Here is a 17,546-nt window from a genome sequence, read left to right on the forward strand (position 1 = left end):
CTGAGGTCTTTTTACTTAGAACCTTAGTACCTCAGCGCCTTAGCACCTATTTTATTCCCATTTATTATTTTTCTCCTTCTCCATCAACTCTTTAATCTTTTTATCTTCCCAATTTTTGCCCAAAATCATTGTAGGTACAAAAACTGAAAATCCGTGAGCCACTAAACCTATGCCCCAAAATAAAGGCGTGGTAAAGTTTTTCCAGTTTAAAAAACCTTCGGAAGAATTTTGAGTGTTTACGATTAACAGTATGATGTTAATCAACACATAAACCGCAGCATGCGAGTAAAAACCTTTAATTCGCTTCACTCTTTTGGCGGCTTCCTGGTATTTGATTTCGTCTAAATTTTCCATCATTATTCAAATTTATTTCTTTTATTTTCTTTTTCCATGTATTCTCTTATCTTTTTTTCTTCCCAATTATAACCTAAAAATGATAATTTATCAAAAACATTCAATGCATGTATTATTACACCTATTCCCCAAAAAAAAGGAACATAAAATGCGTGCCAAATAGTTTCACCTTCATCAATTTTTTGAGTCTTTTTTACCACAATAAATAAACTAATTAACACATATACAGCTAAGTGAGAATAAAATCCTTTAATTTTTTGTACTCTCTTTACTGCTTCTTGGTATTTTATTTCGTCTAAATTTTCCATAACTATTCGTATTTAGATTTATTATTTTCTTCTTCCATGTATTCTCTGATCTTTTTTTCTTCCCATTCTTGGTTAAAGAATGGCATCCAATTGAACACTTTCATCGCGTGGAAAAACAATCCAATTCCCCAACCCATCATCGACCAAAGAAACCAAAGATATTGCGGTGTGTATTTTAAATTAATAAAGATTAAAATGGCCATTACTAAGATATAAGAAGCCAAGTGACTATAAAATCCTTTGATTTGTTCTACTTGTTTTTTGGCACGCTGGTATTTTTCGTAGTCGTTATTTGTTTCCATGTTTTTTTTTAGTTGCTGAGTGACTGAGTTGCTACTTCTAATCAACTCCATTTGTTGCTTTGACTATTTTCTTTATTCAAAATCTCTTGAATTTTCTTTTCTTCCCATGATTTTCCGTAACCGAAAGTTTCTAGGGCATGGAATGTCAATCCCATTCCCCAACCTAACATTGGGAACCAAAACCATTGAAATCCTCCGCTTTTTAAGTTGATAAAGATTAAAAACGGAATCACGCAACAGTATGAAATTAAGTTGCCGTAAAATCCTTTGAGTTTTTCTACTCGTTCTTTGGCTTTCATGTAAGCCATGTTTTCATTATAAATATTTTTTGTTTCCATGATGACAATTTGTTTGGTTAAAATCGGAATTTTTACTTTGAAAGCGGTTTCGGTTTGGTCTACCAAAACTTTTCGGGCCGAAATCAAAGCATAACGATTGACGATGTTCTGCAGTCCAACGCCTTTTCGGTCTTGCAAGACTTCTTTTTTCTGTAAATTATTCTCAACGATTAAGTAATTATTTTCAATATAAATTTTAATGTGCAATGGTTTTTGCTCGCTAGCCACATTGTGCTTAATGGTGTTTTCCAATAAAAGTTGTAACGATAGCGGTACCACTTTAGCATTCGGATTCTCAAATTCACTTGGCAATTCGTAACTGATGCTGTTTTCAAAACGCATTTTGAGCAAATTCATATACGTTTTGGCGAAAGCCAATTCCTCTTCTACCGAAACCAGTTCTTTGTCTTTTTGTTCCAATACATAACGGTAGATTTTAGACAAAGAAGTCGTAAACTTTTGTGCATTATCGGGGTTTTCTTCTATCAATGAACTCAGTACATTCAAGCTATTGAACAAGAAATGTGGGTCGATTTGGTTTTTTAAACTTTCAAACTGTGCCGATGCAGTGCCGGCGATAACCTTTTGTTCTTTGACTTTGTTTTCGGCGTAAGCTTTGTAAAAATAAAACGCATGAAAAGCCAGTGTAACAAAGAAGGTAATGATAATGGATACCAAATAATTCGAAAGCTGTTCCTTACTTAAAAAATCCGTCAATGAAACACCTTCGACAATCACATCTTCAAAAACTCTCAATAAAAAAATTACCGCAATTGAAACTAAAAAAGAAAATGTAAAGCCAAGAAATATTCTTTTTGGGGTAAACCTATCAGCCTTAAAAACTTGATCCAAATAGATAAAAATGGCAGCATTAGCAAAGTACAACGAGAAACCATAAAGCATGGTGTATCCAAAGTTGACCAACAAAGCATGATTAAACTCAACTTTATTTCCAACAATCAGCCTAATCAATAACAACACAAAAAAAATAGTGATGGAAATGATTATCGCTCTTGGGATTTCTTTGATTAATTGTTTCATTACTTACTTTTTTTAGGTTCTGAGGTTCTGAGGCACTAAGGTACTGAGGTTTTTACTTAGAACCTAAGAGCCTCAGCACCTTAGTACCTTTTTATTTATTTACAATTCTTCAAGGATTGTTGTGCTCTTTCTAAACCCCAATTTGGGTGAAAAGGAGTTTCCGGTTTGAATCTTTCAAACAGTGGAATTGAACTTGCGATTTCCTCGCATAATTTTTTCACATCGGCTCCGGTCCATTGTGCGCCACCCATTTCGAAATCGGCTTTGCTAAAAACTACTCTCGGATTTTCGGGTGCAATGATTCTGGCTTTAGTGTATAATTCCATTACTTTGGGAGAATATTTCATGCCGTTGACCATCGGATCTTGAACAATCATTGCGGTGTAAATCATCGCTTGCATTACCATTAATTCCGGGTTGTTAGGGCTAATCATTGTGGCTGCATCTTGTGCGTTTTGTGCTTTTTCCAACAACGCTGCAACTTTTGCTTTGTTAGCCGGTTTAAAAGCTTCTGTGGTGTTGATTAAAGCTACGTAATAATTTGGTAACCAATTTGTTTTCTCTGCAGCTGAGATGCGTTCCATTAAATCAGAAGCTTCCTGTGCTTTGCCTTCTCCCCAAAGTCCGAGAGATCTTCCCATGCCTTGTTCAAATTGTGTTTGTGCTGATAATAACGAACAAACGAATAATGCGATAGTGGTGATAATTTTTGTCATGTCTTTTAATTTATTTGATGATTAAAACTCTTGTTATTTTATAGTCCAAAAGTATCTCGGTTTTTGTTGTTGTAAAACTTATAGTTACTGAACTGTTGATTTTTGGGGATGAATTGTTTTTCTTGAAGGTTCTGAGGTTCTGAGGAGCTAAGGTTCTAAGGCTTTTCCCTTAGTACCTCAGCGCCTTAGCGCCTCTTAAAGATTATCCAACTGATTCTCCTTCTTATTCTCACTAATCGTCCAAAAGAAGCCTACAAAGAAAAACTGGTCAGCCGTTGGTCTGATGGTTCTTCTGTTGTAAACGCCATCGGTATTTGGTGAGTTTGCATATTCGTAACCAAAAACGTTGGCAGTTCCTAAAACATTCGATACTGAAAAGTACAAAATCTTTTGTTGTGTCATTAAATAAGCCCAGCCTAAACTCAAATTATTGTAGCCTTTGGTTCTGCCATTCATAAATTGTGTCTCATTCGGATTGTTGAATGGTCTTCCAGTGGAAAACGAATTGGTTATACTGACTTGAGATTTTAGTTTGTTAATCCACCATTTGCTTACCACACTTAAACTGTGGTTGGCCACAAAACTTGGGGTTACTTCGGCAGTAAAGTTTTTATAATTTCTTTGGGTATCGATGTAAGAATACGAAATCCAATATTCAACATTTTTGATGGTTTTATTGTCTCTCCAAAACACATCCAAACCTCTGGCATATCCTGTTCCTGAATTATTGAAATCGGAATTAAACTGAGTAGCTTCTGTATCATATTTGACCAAATCGGAATAGTCTTTAAAATAAACCTCAGCACGGAATGTTCTTCGGTCTTTACTGTATTGGTAATTCAAAATATAATGTTGTGCTTTTTCGCTATCCAAATAATCGGCATATTTCAAATAATCTTGTCTTGGTGCTTGGGTAAAGCTTCCGTAAGCAAAAGAAAACTGACCGTTTTTGGAAATTTTATAAGCCAATGATGCTCTAGGAGCAATTACGGTTTCCTGTAACAAATCGTTATTGGATATCCTTGCGCCTAATTTTACGGCAAACTTTTTAGAGAAGAAAATATCCGCTTCGGTAAAGAATGCTGCAATGTTGGCATCGTAACCGCTGTTGAAAGTGTTACCTTCATACGCTTTGAATTCTTCGTCGAATTTTGTGATGAAATAATCGCCACCAAAAGACAATTTAACTCTATCAGAGAATGATTTTTTTAGTTTTAATTTCAAATGAGACGAATGTTCTGAGTTGGCTACATTATCTGAATCAATCCCGATTTTATTTTGGCTGTAACCATAACTTAAACCGGTAAACAATTGCCATTGCGAACCAAAATTACCTTTGTAGGACGAATTCAGATAAAAATTATTATTGTCCAAATCTACTCTGATTTTATCCGGATTGTTGATGGATTCACTGTTGATATCGAATTGAGAAGCATCAAACGCCGCATATAATTTAAACAACCCATTAGTAAAACTGTGTCGGTATACCGATTCACCCGAAAGCGATTGAAAAGGTTTGTTCCAATCGGCACGTTGCGGAAACACTTTTTGGTACGGAGCCAAATTAATATAAGCTGAATTGAAACTTAAGGAGTTGTTGCCCCATTTTTGGGTATTGGCTAAACCTAAACCCACAGTCATCAAAGAAATATCGGTTTTCTCTTCAACGGCTTCGTCTTGGGTGTTTAATAGTAAGACACTCGACAACGCTTCGCCATATTCGGCAGAATAACCACCGGTAGAAAACGACATTCCGCTGAACAAGAACGGTGAAAATCTACCACGAGTTGGTACATTCGCTGTCGTCGCACCATAAGGTTGTGCTACTCTTATACCATCTACAAAAGTTTGGGTTTCATCAGCTTCGCCACCGCGAACGAATAATCTTCCGTCTTCGCCAACGGTTTGTGTTCCGGGTAAGGTTTGCAATGCTGAAACGATATCACCCATCGCACCGGCTGTAGTCACTATGTCTAAGGGTTTTAAAACTGAAACTCTGGCTTTATCGCCTGCGTCAAAAGTTCCGGCTGTTACAATCACAGCATCAAGTGTGTTGACACTTTCTTTAAGCTTGAAGGATTTGTCTTGGCAAGTGGCAACATCAATTGGAGCCTTTAAAGTTTCATACGTCAAAAAACTAATCACTAAAATCTGATTGCCTTTGGCTGTTGTAGTGAATTTAAAATTTCCGTTCTCATCAGACGAAGTGCCATCATAAGTGCCATCGATGAAAATATTCGCCCCGACTATAGGTTTGCTTTTTTCATCAAGCACAGTACCTGAAACAATTTGTTGGGCGTTACCGGTTAAAACAACTAAAAAAAACAGAAAGGTGTAAATGGTCTTCATGGGTTTTATTTTGATGAAGCAAACTTGCGACAAAAAATAAAACTAAGAAATTTAAGTTTACCGAATTGTTGTTTTATGCCGATGAGTTGTAAATGGTTTTCAAAAAATAAAATCCTTTAACTAAAAATACGAATAAAAATTAGTAGCATTGTATCACCAAAAAAAAAAAACTTAACCTATGAAAATTATCAAATCGCTTTTTGCTTTTGCAGCATTCTTTGCTTTCAATTCTGTCTCAGCACAGACTATCATTGAAAAATGGCCTCAAATCAAAGCTTACCACGAAGTAATGTCTAAAACCTTTCATTCTTCTGCAGAAGGAAATTTGAATCCGATTAAAACATACTCCGAATTACTTTTAGAAAAAGCCAAAGCCTTGTCGGTTGAAAACATGCCCGAAGAATTCAGAAGTCCAAAGTTAATCGAATCACTGGTTGTTCTCAAAAGAGACACTAAAACACTTTACGACTTGGTCCAACAAAAAGGCAACGATGACGAAATAACCAAAGTATTGGGTAAACTAAATGACACTTTCCTCAGCATTGTCAGTATGAGTAAAACCGAAAAAAAATAAAGCTAAAAACCTAACTTAACCGTTAGGTTTTTTTGTGGAAATACTTTTCAACAATTTACCTATCGTAAATCGTTTTTACCAAATTAAATTTACCTTTGTGCGCTTATTAAAATTACGATTATGATTTATAAATTCAGAGCAATTCTCGATGCCGAAGAAGATGTTTTCAGAGATATTGCGATTCAGGAAGACGATACTTTAGAAGATTTACACAATGCTATTGTCAACGCTTTTGGTTTTGACGGTTTGGAAGTGGCTTCCTTTTACACCTGTGATGACCAATGGAATCAGGAAGAAGAAATCCCGATGTTTGACACCGGTGATGTTGCCGGCGAACAAAAAATCATGAGTGATTATCCATTGAATCAATTATTAGGTGAAGACCAAACCAAAATCATTTACGTTTACGACTTCATCAATATGTGGACATTCCTGGTAGAATTGGCCGCAGTCGAAGACGAAGAAATTGGTATAACTTATCCAAACCTATTATTCTCTCACGGTGTATTACCGGCTATTGCTCCGGAAAAAGAATTCGAAGCCGAAAACGAAGATTTCTACTCCGAGTTTGAAGATGATTTAGATGAAGACGATTTAGATATGTTTGGCGGCGATGACAGCTTTGAGGATTTTGGGTTTGAGGAGAATTGGAATTAGTATTTAGGTCCTGAGGAACTAAGATTCTGAGGTGCTAAGGCTTGTAATTATAAGATTTTTATTATTTTTAATTAAATTTTAAATCAATTAAAAATGAGCAACTTTAGAAATCTACAAGTATGGCAGAAATCCATGACACTAACTACCAATATTTATTTTTCAACCAATAACTTTCCTAAAGAAGAAATTTTTGGATTAACATCACAAATCAGACGAAGCGCCATATCGATTCCAAGTAATATAGCCGAAGGCTTTGGAAGAGATAGCAACAAAGAATATCTTAGATTTTTAAATGTCTCAATAGCCTCATTATTTGAATTGCAAACACAATTAGAGATTGGGAAAAATAAAGAATACTTAACCGAACAAGAATTTAACAAAATATACGAAGACAGTCGAGAACTTGAAAGAATGTTAGTCTCATTCATCAACAAAATTAAAGAAAGAGACTAAAACCTTAGAACCTCTGCGCCTCAGCACCTTAGCACCTTAGACCAAAAATGATCAACCTATTCAACGCCCACATCGAGTCCTTATCCATCCACCGAGTTGGAAACAAAAGCCGCAACGAAGCCATTTTCCTTTCAGAACAACCTTATGGATTGAATGACGAAATTGTTCCTCTGTTAAAAGAATATTTCTTTAAGCCTTTCCGTGAAAAGGAAGAAAATTATTTTCAGTTTGCCCATGATGTCGATTTGGAATACAATGACATGTTCAACTTGGCGACTGAGATTTTCACCAATCCGAATGATACCCATGAAATTTCTAAAAAGATAACCAAACACTTATTCGAGCAATCCAACCATCCGCATATTAAGAATGGGGAAGTTTATGTTGCCCATTTGACCAATGTTTCAATCGACAATAATGTAGTCGATGCGATTGGTGTTTTTAAAAGCGAGATCAAGTCTGATTTTATGCAGTTTGAGGAGAAAGGCAGTACTTTGGAAATGATTTTGCAACAAGGGATTAACTTGAATAAATTAGACAAAGGTTGTTTAATTTTCAATTATAAAAAAGAAGAAGGTTACAAGATTTTAACCATTGACAGCAACCGTTATGACGCGCGTTATTGGTTGGAGCATTTCCTTTCGGTAGATGCTTTTCAGGATGAAAATTTCTACACCAAAAAGTATTTGAAATTCTGCCAAGGCTTTGCCAAAGATGTAGTACTTCCGGCAGAAGACAAGAAAGAAGAAGTGATGTTTATGAACCGTTCGGTAAATTATTTTGCTAAAAATGACGAATTCGAAGAGAGTAAATTCTTAAACGAAGTATTAGACAATCCTGATTTGATTCCGGAATTCAAAAACTACAAAGTAGACAAAGGTGAAAAATACAGTATAGAAGACATTACCAATTTCCCGATTGCCAATGCTGCCGTAACCGACGCACGAAAATCAATCAAAAACGTGATTAATTTAGACACTAATATTCAAATTAAACTTGATTTCATCAACCCGGAAAGTGCTGAGAAATATGTAGAAAAAGGTTGGGACGAAGAAAAACAAATGTATTATTACTTGGTTTATTTCAACAAAGAACAAAAAAGTTAGAGTTTTAAGCTCCAAATAAATAAGGAATGACAAAAAAATCCTCAATTGTTAAAAGAATTGGGGATTTTTTTTATGTGGTGAATTATTTTATACCTTTCACCATTAGTTAACACAATTCAATGTCCTCAAAGCATTTTATATACTTCCTACTGCTTCTTTTTTGTTGCCAAAATTTATCGGCGCAACAAAAGGAAACTAATAGTGGTAATGATTCTGTAAAAGTATACAAGAACATTGAAAAGTTGTCTAAAAAGAGTAAGTTCAATAAGTTCATTTACAAACTGCTGTTCAAATCTAACCGAAAGGCAAAAGCCTCATCGTCAAGCGTCAAAAGAAGAAGATTCTTAATCAAAAAGGCATTTGATCGAAGCGAAGGAAAAATTGTCAGAAACATCAATATCGAAACCTTAGATCCTTTTGGGTATTCTATTGACAATTACAAAGATGTACCCGAAAAAGGATTTGAAAAATTCGGGAATAGACTCCACCTTAAATCGAAAGTCTGGACCATCCGAAACCTTCTTCTCTTCAAAAAGAATGAACCATTAGATTCTCTGGTTGTCAAGGAATCTGAGCGTTTAATTCGTCGCCAACGTTACACGAGAAGTGTCATAATCAAACCGGTAGAAATTCCGGGCAGCAAAGACTCTGTTGACATTTCAATAAGGGTTTTAGATTCTTGGAGTTTGATCCCAACCGGAAGTTTGTCAAGTACCAGAGGAAATTTTGAGTTAACCGAACGTAATTTTTTGGGATTGGGACACGAATTCAGAAACGATTTCACTAAACGATTTGACACCGGTCAAAATGCTTATTTAGGTCAATATTCGATAAATAATATTAAAAATACTTTTATCAATTCGGTCTTTACTTATGAAAATTCAATCAATAATAATACGACCAAAAGTGCCCGAATTGAACGGCAATTTTTCTCTCCTTTCACCCGATTGGCCGGCGGTGTCTATTTTGAAAATCGATTTTATGTTGATTCCTTATCGTTGGAGAATAGTAATTATGAAACCCAACGGTTTAAACTGGAAACCCAAGAATATTGGTTAGGCCATTCGTTTAAAATATTTAAAGGAAGAGATGAAGATTACCGAACTACAAACTTGGTTACCACCATTGGCTACAAGAATGTTGATTATCGTGAAATGCCATCTTTGGTTTATGATCCTGAAAGATTTTTTGCTTCAGAAAAATTATACTTAGCCACAATTGGATTGAATACCCGAAAATTTGCCGAGGACAAATACTTATTCAACTTTGGGATTATTGAAGATATTCCCTATGGACAAATCTATTCAATTACCGGAGGATTTCAGGATAAAAATGACATGAGAAGAAGTTATTTTGGTGCCCGATTTGCCTACGGAGATTATTTTTCTTTTGGTTATTTAAGTATAAATACGGAATGGGGAAGTTTTTTCAATAACGGTTGTACAGAAGAAACCACTTTTAAAATTGAAGGAAACTATTTTACCAATTTGCAATACTTGGGGAACTGGAAAATAAGACAATTCATCAAACCTAAATTGGTTATTGGAAATCATAGAGCTCCGGTGAGTAGAGACCGTCTACTACTTTCAGATGACAATGGAATAATCGGATTTAACAATCCTTCGATTAATGGCACCAAAAAATTTTCTATGGCCTTGCAAACGCAAACCTATGCTCCGGGCAATTGGCATGGCTTTCACTTTAGTCCGTTTTACAACATGACCTTTGGATTTTTAGGGGATGAAACGGATAAAGTTTTTGATAGTAAACTGTACTCTAAATTTAGTTTGGGCGTTTTAATTAACAATGATTATTTAGTATTTAACAGTTTCCAAATTTCCCTTTCTTATTATCCATCTATTCCCTTTGAAGGTGATAATGTTTACAAAACAAATTCCTTCAAAAATGATGACTTAGCCTTACCGGATTTCCAGATTGGCCAACCAGTAATTGTCCCTTATAAATAAAACCACACTACCTTACTGTTTACTTATTGTAAGTTTTATCATTTATAAATTATTGATATCGTGTAATTTAACGATTATTTTTGGCATTTCAACGTCAAAGAAATAAGTTTACAATACTAAATTAAAACCTTATCCTATGAAACTAAACTACTTAACTCATGGAATGGTAAAAAAAAATTTTCGCTGTTCCTTTCTTGGACATCGGTTTACAGAAACTAAAAAAATCAATATTCATTTTAGTGAATACCAATGTGAAATTTGCAAATTACAAGCAACGAATGACAGTAGAGGTCATAAAATAACATTGACTTCTAAACTCAAAGACATCAACGAAACGCTTTTCTATTTAAATCTGAAAAAGCAATTTATCAATAGGTTTTACTTTCAAAAAAAAGAACAGTAACAAATTCAGATTTCAATCGTCATACCTGAAACCAAAAAAAACTGACCATTGGAATCTACCATTCTCTCCATTAACAAACTCAACAAACGTTACGGCAAAATTCATGCTGTAAAAGACGTTTCTCTAGAAATACACAAAGGCAATGTTTACGGCATACTCGGACCAAACGGAAGTGGAAAATCTACTACTTTAGGTATTGTTTTAAATGTGGTTAACAAAACTTCCGGAGACTACAGTTGGTTTGGCGGCGCCTTGCAAACACATGAAGCTTTGAAAAAAGTCGGAGCCATTATTGAGCGTCCCAATTTTTATCCTTACATGTCAGCCAAAGAAAACCTTGAATTAGTTTGTAAAATTAAAGGCATCAATTATAGTAAAGTCGATGAAAAATTAGAGGTCGTTGGCCTTATCGATAGAAAAGACAGTAAGTTTAAAACTTTCTCACTGGGAATGAAACAGCGTTTGGCTATTGCGTCTGCCCTTTTGAATGATCCCGAAATTTTAATTTTGGATGAACCCACCAATGGTTTAGATCCGCAGGGCATTCATCAAATTCGTGACATTATAAGATTAATTGCTTCCCAAGGCACAACGATACTTTTGGCTTCACATCTTTTAGACGAAGTGGAGAAAGTTTGCAGTCATGTGTTGGTTTTGCGCTATGGTGAAATTCTTTACAGTGGAACTGTGGATGGAATGGTGGCGCATGAAGCCTATTTTGAATTACAAGCAAACGATACTAAAAAGCTTGTAGACACCATCAAGTCGCATCCTGACATAGAGAAAGTTTCAGAAACAGAAGGTAAAGTCATCGTTCATTTTAAAAATGAAGTCGATGCTGCACAATTAAATCAATACTTGTCTGAAAGAGCTGTTTACCTCAATCATTTAGTGGTGAAAAAACTGAGTTTAGAAGAACAATTTTTAGCCTTAACCAATAAATAAAAGCCACGATTATGAAAAGATTAATCTCTATAGAACTCCAAAAAATCTGGAAAAACCGAGCCAGTAAAATTTTAACCATCGGTTATTTTGTCATTCTTTCATTTATCGCATTAATCGCTTCTATAAAGTTTGATATTGGAAATTTTAAAATTCATTTTGCTGAAATGGGTATTTTTAATTTTCCTTTTATATGGCATTTCAACACATGGGTTGCTTCTTTTTTAAAATTCTTTTTAGCCATTGTTATTGTTTCTATGATGGCCAATGAATACAGTTATGGTACTTTAAAACAGAACCTTATTGACGGAATGAGCAAAAAAGAATTTATCCTTTCTAAATTCCTGACAGTAGTTCTTTTTGCTTTGGGCTCAACTGTTTTCATTTTTGTAATGTCATTAATTCTAGGGTATAGTTTCTCTTCTTATACAGAGTTTAGCATCGTTTTTTCCGACATGGAATACTTGTTAGCTTACTTTGTGAAATTATTGGGATTCTTCTCTTTCTGTTTGTTTTTAGGGGTATTAATCAAACGCTCTGCTTTTGCCATCGGGTTTTTATTTATTTGGTTTTTAATTGAAAAAATATCTTATGGCATTTTAAAATTTGAAGTCTTTAACCGAAACCCTAAAGTAGATGACTTTTACGCCTTTATGCCCTTAGAATCAATGAGTAACCTTGTAGTTGAACCTTTTACTCGATTGAGTGTAATCAAAAATATCCAAACTGCTGTGGGAGAAAATAATATAAAAGACTACGACGTTCATTTTTCATCCTTACTGATTGTTTTAGTTTGGTCGGCCATTTTCATTTTCTCTTCTTATAAAATAATCAAAAAACGAGATTTATAAATCAATATTTAATCAATTCTTAAAGAAAGCATAAATAGAAAACTTCTCTTTATGTTTTCTTTTTTATTTGTTATTTTTAGCAAATGAAAAAGAAGTTGTTTTTTTTATTATTTTTCGCATTCCTCACCACAAATTGTTTTTCACAATTTAGTAAAACTCATTACATTCCTCCACTTTCGGGTTCAACAGTTGTTACTGCGGAAGATCAATTTCTCTATATTTCTACACCTAATATCAATCCGATTAATTTCCGAATTATTGAATTAGGCGGAAGCATCATTAACGGAACCGTTTCCAAAAGCACCCCATATATTTACAATGTTGGCTTTGGTAATGACACTCAACTGCATGTTGATGCCAGTCAAACTAACAACATTTTCAGCAACAAAGGCTATATAGTAGAAGCAGATGATTTGATTTATGTTTCTGCCAGAGTAACCGCCGGAAGCGGCAATCAAGCTGGTGAATTAGTTTCAAAAGGAAAAGCATCCCTCGGCAATCGTTTCAGAATTGGTGCCATAACTAATCTTGCTGTTACTAATTATAATGAAATCCATACTACCTTCATCTCCGTTTTGGCTTCTGAAAATGACACTACGGTAAACTTTAGTGGCTTCAGACCCGGAGTACTACCCATCAATAGCAGTACCGGAAACAATCCGTTCAGTATCGTTTTAAATAGCGGAGAAAGTTACGTAATTGCAGTACAAGGGCCACATGATCCCAACCGTGACGGGTTAATTGGAGCCTTAGTAACTTCTGATAAACCGATTGCCTTAAATTGCGGTTCCTTTGGGGGAAGTAATGCACCGGGAAATCTAGATTTAGGCTTTGATCAAATTGTACCGGCAGAGCGCCTCAATAACAATGAATACATTTTTATCAAAAGTACCGGAATTGACATAGTCGAAACCGTTTTGTTAGTCGCGGATGTGGACAATACAGAGGTCTTTTTAAGTGGCTCCACTACACCAGCTTTAACTCTAAATGCAGGAAACTATGCTGTTTTTGACGGTTCCAATTTTGATGCAAACGGCAATCTATACATCAGAACCAATCAAAAAGTTTTTGCCTACCAAACCATTGGAGACAACAGTGCTTCTGACCAACGAAATCAGGAAATGTTCTTTGTACCACCATTGAGTTGTCAAACGCCAAGAATTATCGACAACATTCCTTCGATAGATTTTATAGGAAGCCGACAGTTCACAGGACGTGTGACTTTAGTAACTAAAACCGGTGCAACTTTAAACTTTACTATTGATGGGGTAAATTATACTTTAGCTGAGTTGTCTTTACTAACTAATTTATCAGGGCCAACCAATGTGGTAGGGAACAGTAACTACCAAACCTATGTAATTACCGGGTTAAGCGGTGATGTTTCCGTTTTTTCTACAGAAGAGTTATATTTAGCTGCTTATGGAACCAGTGGTGCAGCAACCTTTGGTGGATTTTACTCCGGTTTTACTTTTGAACCTGAAATTTCATTTACCCAATTAGATCTTAGCCAAGCCAATTGTATTCCGAACACCAGTTTATCTGTAAACACTTTGAGTCCGTTTGATGTTTTTCAATGGTATTTTAATGGAAACTTAATTTCAGGAGCAACTAACAGCACTTATGTGCCTTCAACACTTGGTCCCGGCTATTATTTCGTTTCGGCCACCATATCAAATTGTTCTCTTCCCATAAATTCAAATGAAATACCGGTCAGTACTTGCCCAATTGACTCAGACAATGACGGCGTAAACAACAACATTGACCTTGACAATGACAATGATGGGATAACCAACTGTAATGAATCTTACGGAGATCAAAACGTCAATCTAACCAATAGCGGTAATGGTTCAGTCAACGTTGGTAGTTATATCAATTCCTTTTTAGGTACGGTTGCACTTGCCGGTTCAGGCACTCCTTCGGCAACGCCAATTGTAGGTGATGCTAATGGAAATTTCGTAACCGAAGCTGCCGCGGGAAAACAAAATAAAGTCAGTTATACTACCACTTGGAACAATCCGATAAGCTTAGCTGTTGAATATGCTACTTCAGCAGCAGCTACTGATTTGTTTACTTCTTCAACTGAAATTAGAATTACTTGCCCAATCAATAAAACCTTGACTATTTTAAATCCGAATGATCAGGTTTTGGTGGATACTAATTACGATGGCATTTTCGAAAGCGGTGTTACTGCCTACTCCTCTTTTGAAATCCGTTTCCGTTTAAACGAAAATACCTCTTTGCCGGCCGGAACGGGTTCCTTTTCTGTGAGAGGGAATTTAATTGAAACTATTACTATTACTAACATCAACTTGATTGATGTAACAACCAGTAAAGTAGCCTTGAAATTAATCGCAACCTGTTTGCCAAATGACACTGATAATGATGGTGTTCCTGACCAAATGGATTATGATAGTGACAATGATACTTTGCCTGATTTCTTTGAAACTCAAGGTGAAACTATAACGGCATTAGTAAATGTAGATTCTAATAATGACGGAATTGATGACCTTTTTGGAACCGGTATTACAGCCGCAGATTCTGATGGCGATGGGGTGCCTAACTACTTGGATTTAGACAGTGATAACGATGGTATTTTTGACATCATCGAATCGGGAAGTACCGGAAATGGCTCAAATACTAACGGCATCACAGTTAATCCTGTTGGAAGTAACGGTCTTGATAATAGTTTGGAAACGACAATAAACAATGGTATTCTCAATTATACCTTAGCAGATACCGATGGCGATGGTATTTTAAACTATATTGAAATGGATAGCGATGACGATGATTGTAACGATGTAACAGAAGCCGGTTTCACAGATACTAACAACGATGGCATTGTTGGAGATGATACTCCTGCAGTAATAAGTGGACCAGGATTGGTCATAAGTAGTAGCGGATATGGTGTACCCAACGGTGATTATATTATTAGCGCGCCAATTTCAATTTCGGTTCAACCGGTTGATGTAACGACTTGTGAATTGCAATCAGCTACTTTTACAATAACCTCTGTGGCAGTCGACAGCTACCAATGGCAACTTTCAACGGATGACGAAACCAGTTGGACCGACTTGACCAATAACGCTACTTACTCGGGCGTAAATACGGTTGCACTGACAGTTTCCAATGTTACTCCTGCTATGGTAGGTTACAAATACAGAGTGTTTATTAATAAAAATGGCAATGGCTGCGGACTTTACTCTGAAGCTGCTACTTTGACAACACTTGCCTTACCGGTAGTTACAGCATCCATTTCTTTAATTCAATGCGACGATGATACCGATGCGATTTCTGTATTCAATTTAACACAGAAGAACGATGTGATTTCGGCCAATTATCTTAATGAAACTTTTTCTTACTATACCAATACACTTGCTGCCAATACTGAAGACAGTGCTTTTGAGATTACAACTCCTTTAAATTACACTTCGGGGAATGCTGTGGTTTATGCACGAATAGAAAACAGCGATGGTTGTTTTAGAGTAACTCAAATAAATTTAGTGGTTTCGGTGACTCAAATTCCGGCCAACTTTGTGATTCCGAACCAATATTTGTGTGATGATTATTTGGATGCCATTAATGATGACTATGACGGCATCTCCGGTCCGTTTAACTTTACCGGGATTCAAAATAGTTTAGCGGCTATTTTGCCCAACAACACCACTATCAAATTTTATAAAACAGAAGCCGATTTTTTAGCCGAAACCGATGCGGCAGGAAACTCCTTGGCTATTGCAAATATTGCTAATTATAGGAATATAGGCTTCCCTAATTTACAAAAAATATGGGTTCGTGTGGATAGTACCATTGACAATTCCTGTTTTGGTTTTAAAACATTTGATGTTGTAGTTGAATCGCTACCGGTGGCTTATCCGGTGAATGCAAATAACCTAATTCGTTCATGTGATGACAACCAAGATGGCGTTTTTGGTTTTGATTCTTCCGGAATTCAAGCTGCAGTTTTGAACGGACAAACCGGAGTAAACGTAACCTATTTCCGTGCAGACGGCTCGCCTATTTTGCCATTCACCAATCCGTATTTTGTAACCGGTTCGGAAACCATAACCATTCGGGTTAGTAATAACACTACACAAACCGGTGGTCAACCTTGTTATGATGAAGTAACATTACAATTCATTGTAGACGATTTACCGGAAGCCTTTGCAGTGCCAACCCCTTTGACAACCACTTGTGATGACGAGGTAAATTCTATTGACCAAAACGGTCTTTTTGATTTTGACACTTCTGGTTTTTTAAGCGCCATCATCGGAACACAAACAGGAATGAATGTTTACTATTATGATGAAAATAATGTTCTTATTCCGAGTGCTATCCCAAATCAGTTGCCAAATCCATTTAGAACTGCAACACAAAATGTAACCGTTGTAGTTGAAAACAGTATAAACAATACTTGTACGGCTCAAGTAATCATCCCTTTTGTAGTTAATCCTACCCCGAAAATTGATCAGGAAGAAAGCATCATCATCTGTATTCCGGATACTCAGGCCTTAATTGATGCGGGCATTGTTGATGGTACACCAATAGCCAACTACACTTACCAATGGTATTTTAACAATGCTATTATGCCGGGACAAACCGGTTATTCCATTACCGTGAGTTCACCCGGAGTTTACAGTGTTACTGTAACCAACACTTTTGGCTGTAACAAAACCAGAATCATCACAGTTAGCGGTTCAGAAATAGCTACTGTAGAAAGTATAGAGGTGATTGATTTAAGCGAAATCAATTCGATTTCTGTAATTGTTAGTGGCTTAGGCGATTATGAATATGCCTTAAACGATATAAACGGACCGTACCAAGACATCGGATTTTTTAATAATGTCCCAATAGGATTATACCAACTCTACATTCGTGACAAAAACGGCTGCGGATTGTTAGGACCAATAGAAATTCCGGTATTGGGAATACCAAAATATTTTACCCCAAACGGTGATGGTTTCCACGACTATTGGAATGTAAAAGGAGTTAGTCTGTTATCAAATACCAATTCTATCATCTATATTTTTGACCGATACGGTAAATTATTAAAACAACTTAGTGCTTTTAGTGCGGGTTGGGATGGTACCTATAACGGAAATCAAATGCCGGCTGATGATTATTGGTACTCAATTCAATTTGAAGATGGTCGTAGCATCAAAGGACATTTCACTTTAAAGCGATAAGA

Annotated in this window: 15 protein-coding genes; 9 read left to right on the forward strand and 6 right to left on the reverse strand. The window is 35.9% G+C overall.

Annotation, left to right across the window (positions count from 1 at the left end; translation table 11 throughout):
* Positions 1–51: 51 nt before the first annotated feature.
* The 6 genes from ICG50_RS09230 to ICG50_RS09255 all read right to left on the reverse strand — a co-directional run bounded on the left by ICG50_RS09230 (position 52) and on the right by ICG50_RS09255 (position 5,408).
* Positions 52–354 (reverse strand): 2TM domain-containing protein, encoded by a 303-nt coding sequence (locus ICG50_RS09230; RefSeq protein WP_246448732.1) that lies wholly within the window; start codon positions 352–354, stop codon positions 52–54.
* 2 nt (positions 355–356) lie between these two features.
* Positions 357–662 (reverse strand): 2TM domain-containing protein, encoded by a 306-nt coding sequence (locus ICG50_RS09235; protein ID WP_187660628.1) that lies wholly within the window; start codon positions 660–662, stop codon positions 357–359.
* 2 nt (positions 663–664) lie between these two features.
* Entirely contained in the window at positions 665–964 is a 300-nt protein-coding gene (locus tag ICG50_RS09240) for a 2TM domain-containing protein (RefSeq protein ID WP_187660629.1), read from the reverse strand.
* Between the two features lie 41 nt (positions 965–1,005).
* Positions 1,006–2,343 carry a 2TM domain-containing protein gene (locus ICG50_RS09245; protein ID WP_187660630.1) on the reverse strand — a complete coding sequence of 446 codons (1,338 nt, stop codon included), beginning with the start codon at positions 2,341–2,343 and terminating at the stop codon, positions 1,006–1,008.
* 95 nt (positions 2,344–2,438) lie between these two features.
* Positions 2,439–3,059 (reverse strand): tetratricopeptide repeat protein, encoded by a 621-nt coding sequence (locus tag ICG50_RS09250; protein ID WP_187660631.1) that lies wholly within the window; start codon positions 3,057–3,059, stop codon positions 2,439–2,441.
* A gap of 195 nt (positions 3,060–3,254) precedes the next feature.
* On the reverse strand, positions 3,255–5,408 hold the full coding sequence (locus ICG50_RS09255; RefSeq protein WP_187660632.1) for a TonB-dependent receptor: 2,154 nt from the start codon (positions 5,406–5,408) through the stop codon (positions 3,255–3,257).
* Positions 5,409–5,586: 178 nt separating this feature from the next.
* Here ICG50_RS09255 and ICG50_RS09260 point away from each other — a divergent pair, with 178 nt between their 5' ends.
* The 9 genes from ICG50_RS09260 to ICG50_RS09300 all read left to right on the forward strand — a co-directional run bounded on the left by ICG50_RS09260 (position 5,587) and on the right by ICG50_RS09300 (position 17,544).
* Positions 5,587–5,982 carry a hypothetical protein gene (locus ICG50_RS09260; RefSeq protein WP_187660633.1) on the forward strand — a complete coding sequence of 132 codons (396 nt, stop codon included), beginning with the start codon at positions 5,587–5,589 and terminating at the stop codon, positions 5,980–5,982.
* 120 nt (positions 5,983–6,102) lie between these two features.
* On the forward strand, positions 6,103–6,639 hold the full coding sequence (locus tag ICG50_RS09265) for an IS1096 element passenger TnpR family protein (RefSeq protein WP_187660634.1): 537 nt from the start codon (positions 6,103–6,105) through the stop codon (positions 6,637–6,639).
* 93 nt (positions 6,640–6,732) lie between these two features.
* Positions 6,733–7,092, forward strand: a complete 360-nt coding sequence (locus ICG50_RS09270) for a four helix bundle protein (protein WP_187660635.1) — start codon at positions 6,733–6,735, stop codon at positions 7,090–7,092.
* A gap of 47 nt (positions 7,093–7,139) precedes the next feature.
* Complete coding sequence (locus tag ICG50_RS09275) at positions 7,140–8,198, forward strand: nucleoid-associated protein (protein ID WP_187660636.1); 1,059 nt, start codon at positions 7,140–7,142, stop codon at positions 8,196–8,198.
* Positions 8,199–8,317: 119 nt separating this feature from the next.
* Positions 8,318–10,165 (forward strand): hypothetical protein, encoded by a 1,848-nt coding sequence (locus ICG50_RS09280; protein ID WP_187660637.1) that lies wholly within the window; start codon positions 8,318–8,320, stop codon positions 10,163–10,165.
* Positions 10,166–10,301: 136 nt separating this feature from the next.
* Positions 10,302–10,568, forward strand: a complete 267-nt coding sequence (locus tag ICG50_RS09285) for a hypothetical protein (RefSeq protein WP_187660638.1) — start codon at positions 10,302–10,304, stop codon at positions 10,566–10,568.
* 48 nt (positions 10,569–10,616) lie between these two features.
* Positions 10,617–11,513, forward strand: a complete 897-nt coding sequence (locus ICG50_RS09290) for an ABC transporter ATP-binding protein (RefSeq protein ID WP_187660639.1) — start codon at positions 10,617–10,619, stop codon at positions 11,511–11,513.
* 11 nt (positions 11,514–11,524) lie between these two features.
* On the forward strand, positions 11,525–12,361 hold the full coding sequence (locus ICG50_RS09295) for an ABC transporter permease (protein ID WP_187660640.1): 837 nt from the start codon (positions 11,525–11,527) through the stop codon (positions 12,359–12,361).
* An 83-nt stretch (positions 12,362–12,444) separates the two neighbouring features.
* Complete coding sequence (locus tag ICG50_RS09300; RefSeq protein WP_187660641.1) at positions 12,445–17,544, forward strand: T9SS type B sorting domain-containing protein; 5,100 nt, start codon at positions 12,445–12,447, stop codon at positions 17,542–17,544.
* The last annotated feature ends 2 nt before the right edge of the window (positions 17,545–17,546 follow it).

Origin of the sequence: Flavobacterium buctense, assembly GCF_014486695.1 — a bacterium.
Classification (GTDB): Bacteria; Bacteroidota; Bacteroidia; order Flavobacteriales; family Flavobacteriaceae; genus Flavobacterium; species Flavobacterium buctense.

Coding starts and splice junctions, on each gene's coding strand:
- ICG50_RS09280 (WP_187660637.1), top strand. CDS start 8,318: ATGTCCTCAAAGCATTTTATATACTTCCTACTGCTTCTTTTTTGTTGC.
- ICG50_RS09235 (WP_187660628.1), bottom strand. CDS start 662: ATGGAAAATTTAGACGAAATAAAATACCAAGAAGCAGTAAAGAGAGTA.
- ICG50_RS09245 (WP_187660630.1), bottom strand. CDS start 2,343: ATGAAACAATTAATCAAAGAAATCCCAAGAGCGATAATCATTTCCATC.
- ICG50_RS09230 (WP_246448732.1), bottom strand. CDS start 354: ATGGAAAATTTAGACGAAATCAAATACCAGGAAGCCGCCAAAAGAGTG.
- ICG50_RS09250 (WP_187660631.1), bottom strand. CDS start 3,059: ATGACAAAAATTATCACCACTATCGCATTATTCGTTTGTTCGTTATTA.
- ICG50_RS09260 (WP_187660633.1), top strand. CDS start 5,587: ATGAAAATTATCAAATCGCTTTTTGCTTTTGCAGCATTCTTTGCTTTC.
- ICG50_RS09255 (WP_187660632.1), bottom strand. CDS start 5,408: ATGAAGACCATTTACACCTTTCTGTTTTTTTTAGTTGTTTTAACCGGT.
- ICG50_RS09270 (WP_187660635.1), top strand. CDS start 6,733: ATGAGCAACTTTAGAAATCTACAAGTATGGCAGAAATCCATGACACTA.
- ICG50_RS09285 (WP_187660638.1), top strand. CDS start 10,302: ATGAAACTAAACTACTTAACTCATGGAATGGTAAAAAAAAATTTTCGC.
- ICG50_RS09275 (WP_187660636.1), top strand. CDS start 7,140: ATGATCAACCTATTCAACGCCCACATCGAGTCCTTATCCATCCACCGA.
- ICG50_RS09240 (WP_187660629.1), bottom strand. CDS start 964: ATGGAAACAAATAACGACTACGAAAAATACCAGCGTGCCAAAAAACAA.
- ICG50_RS09295 (WP_187660640.1), top strand. CDS start 11,525: ATGAAAAGATTAATCTCTATAGAACTCCAAAAAATCTGGAAAAACCGA.
- ICG50_RS09265 (WP_187660634.1), top strand. CDS start 6,103: ATGATTTATAAATTCAGAGCAATTCTCGATGCCGAAGAAGATGTTTTC.
- ICG50_RS09300 (WP_187660641.1), top strand. CDS start 12,445: ATGAAAAAGAAGTTGTTTTTTTTATTATTTTTCGCATTCCTCACCACA.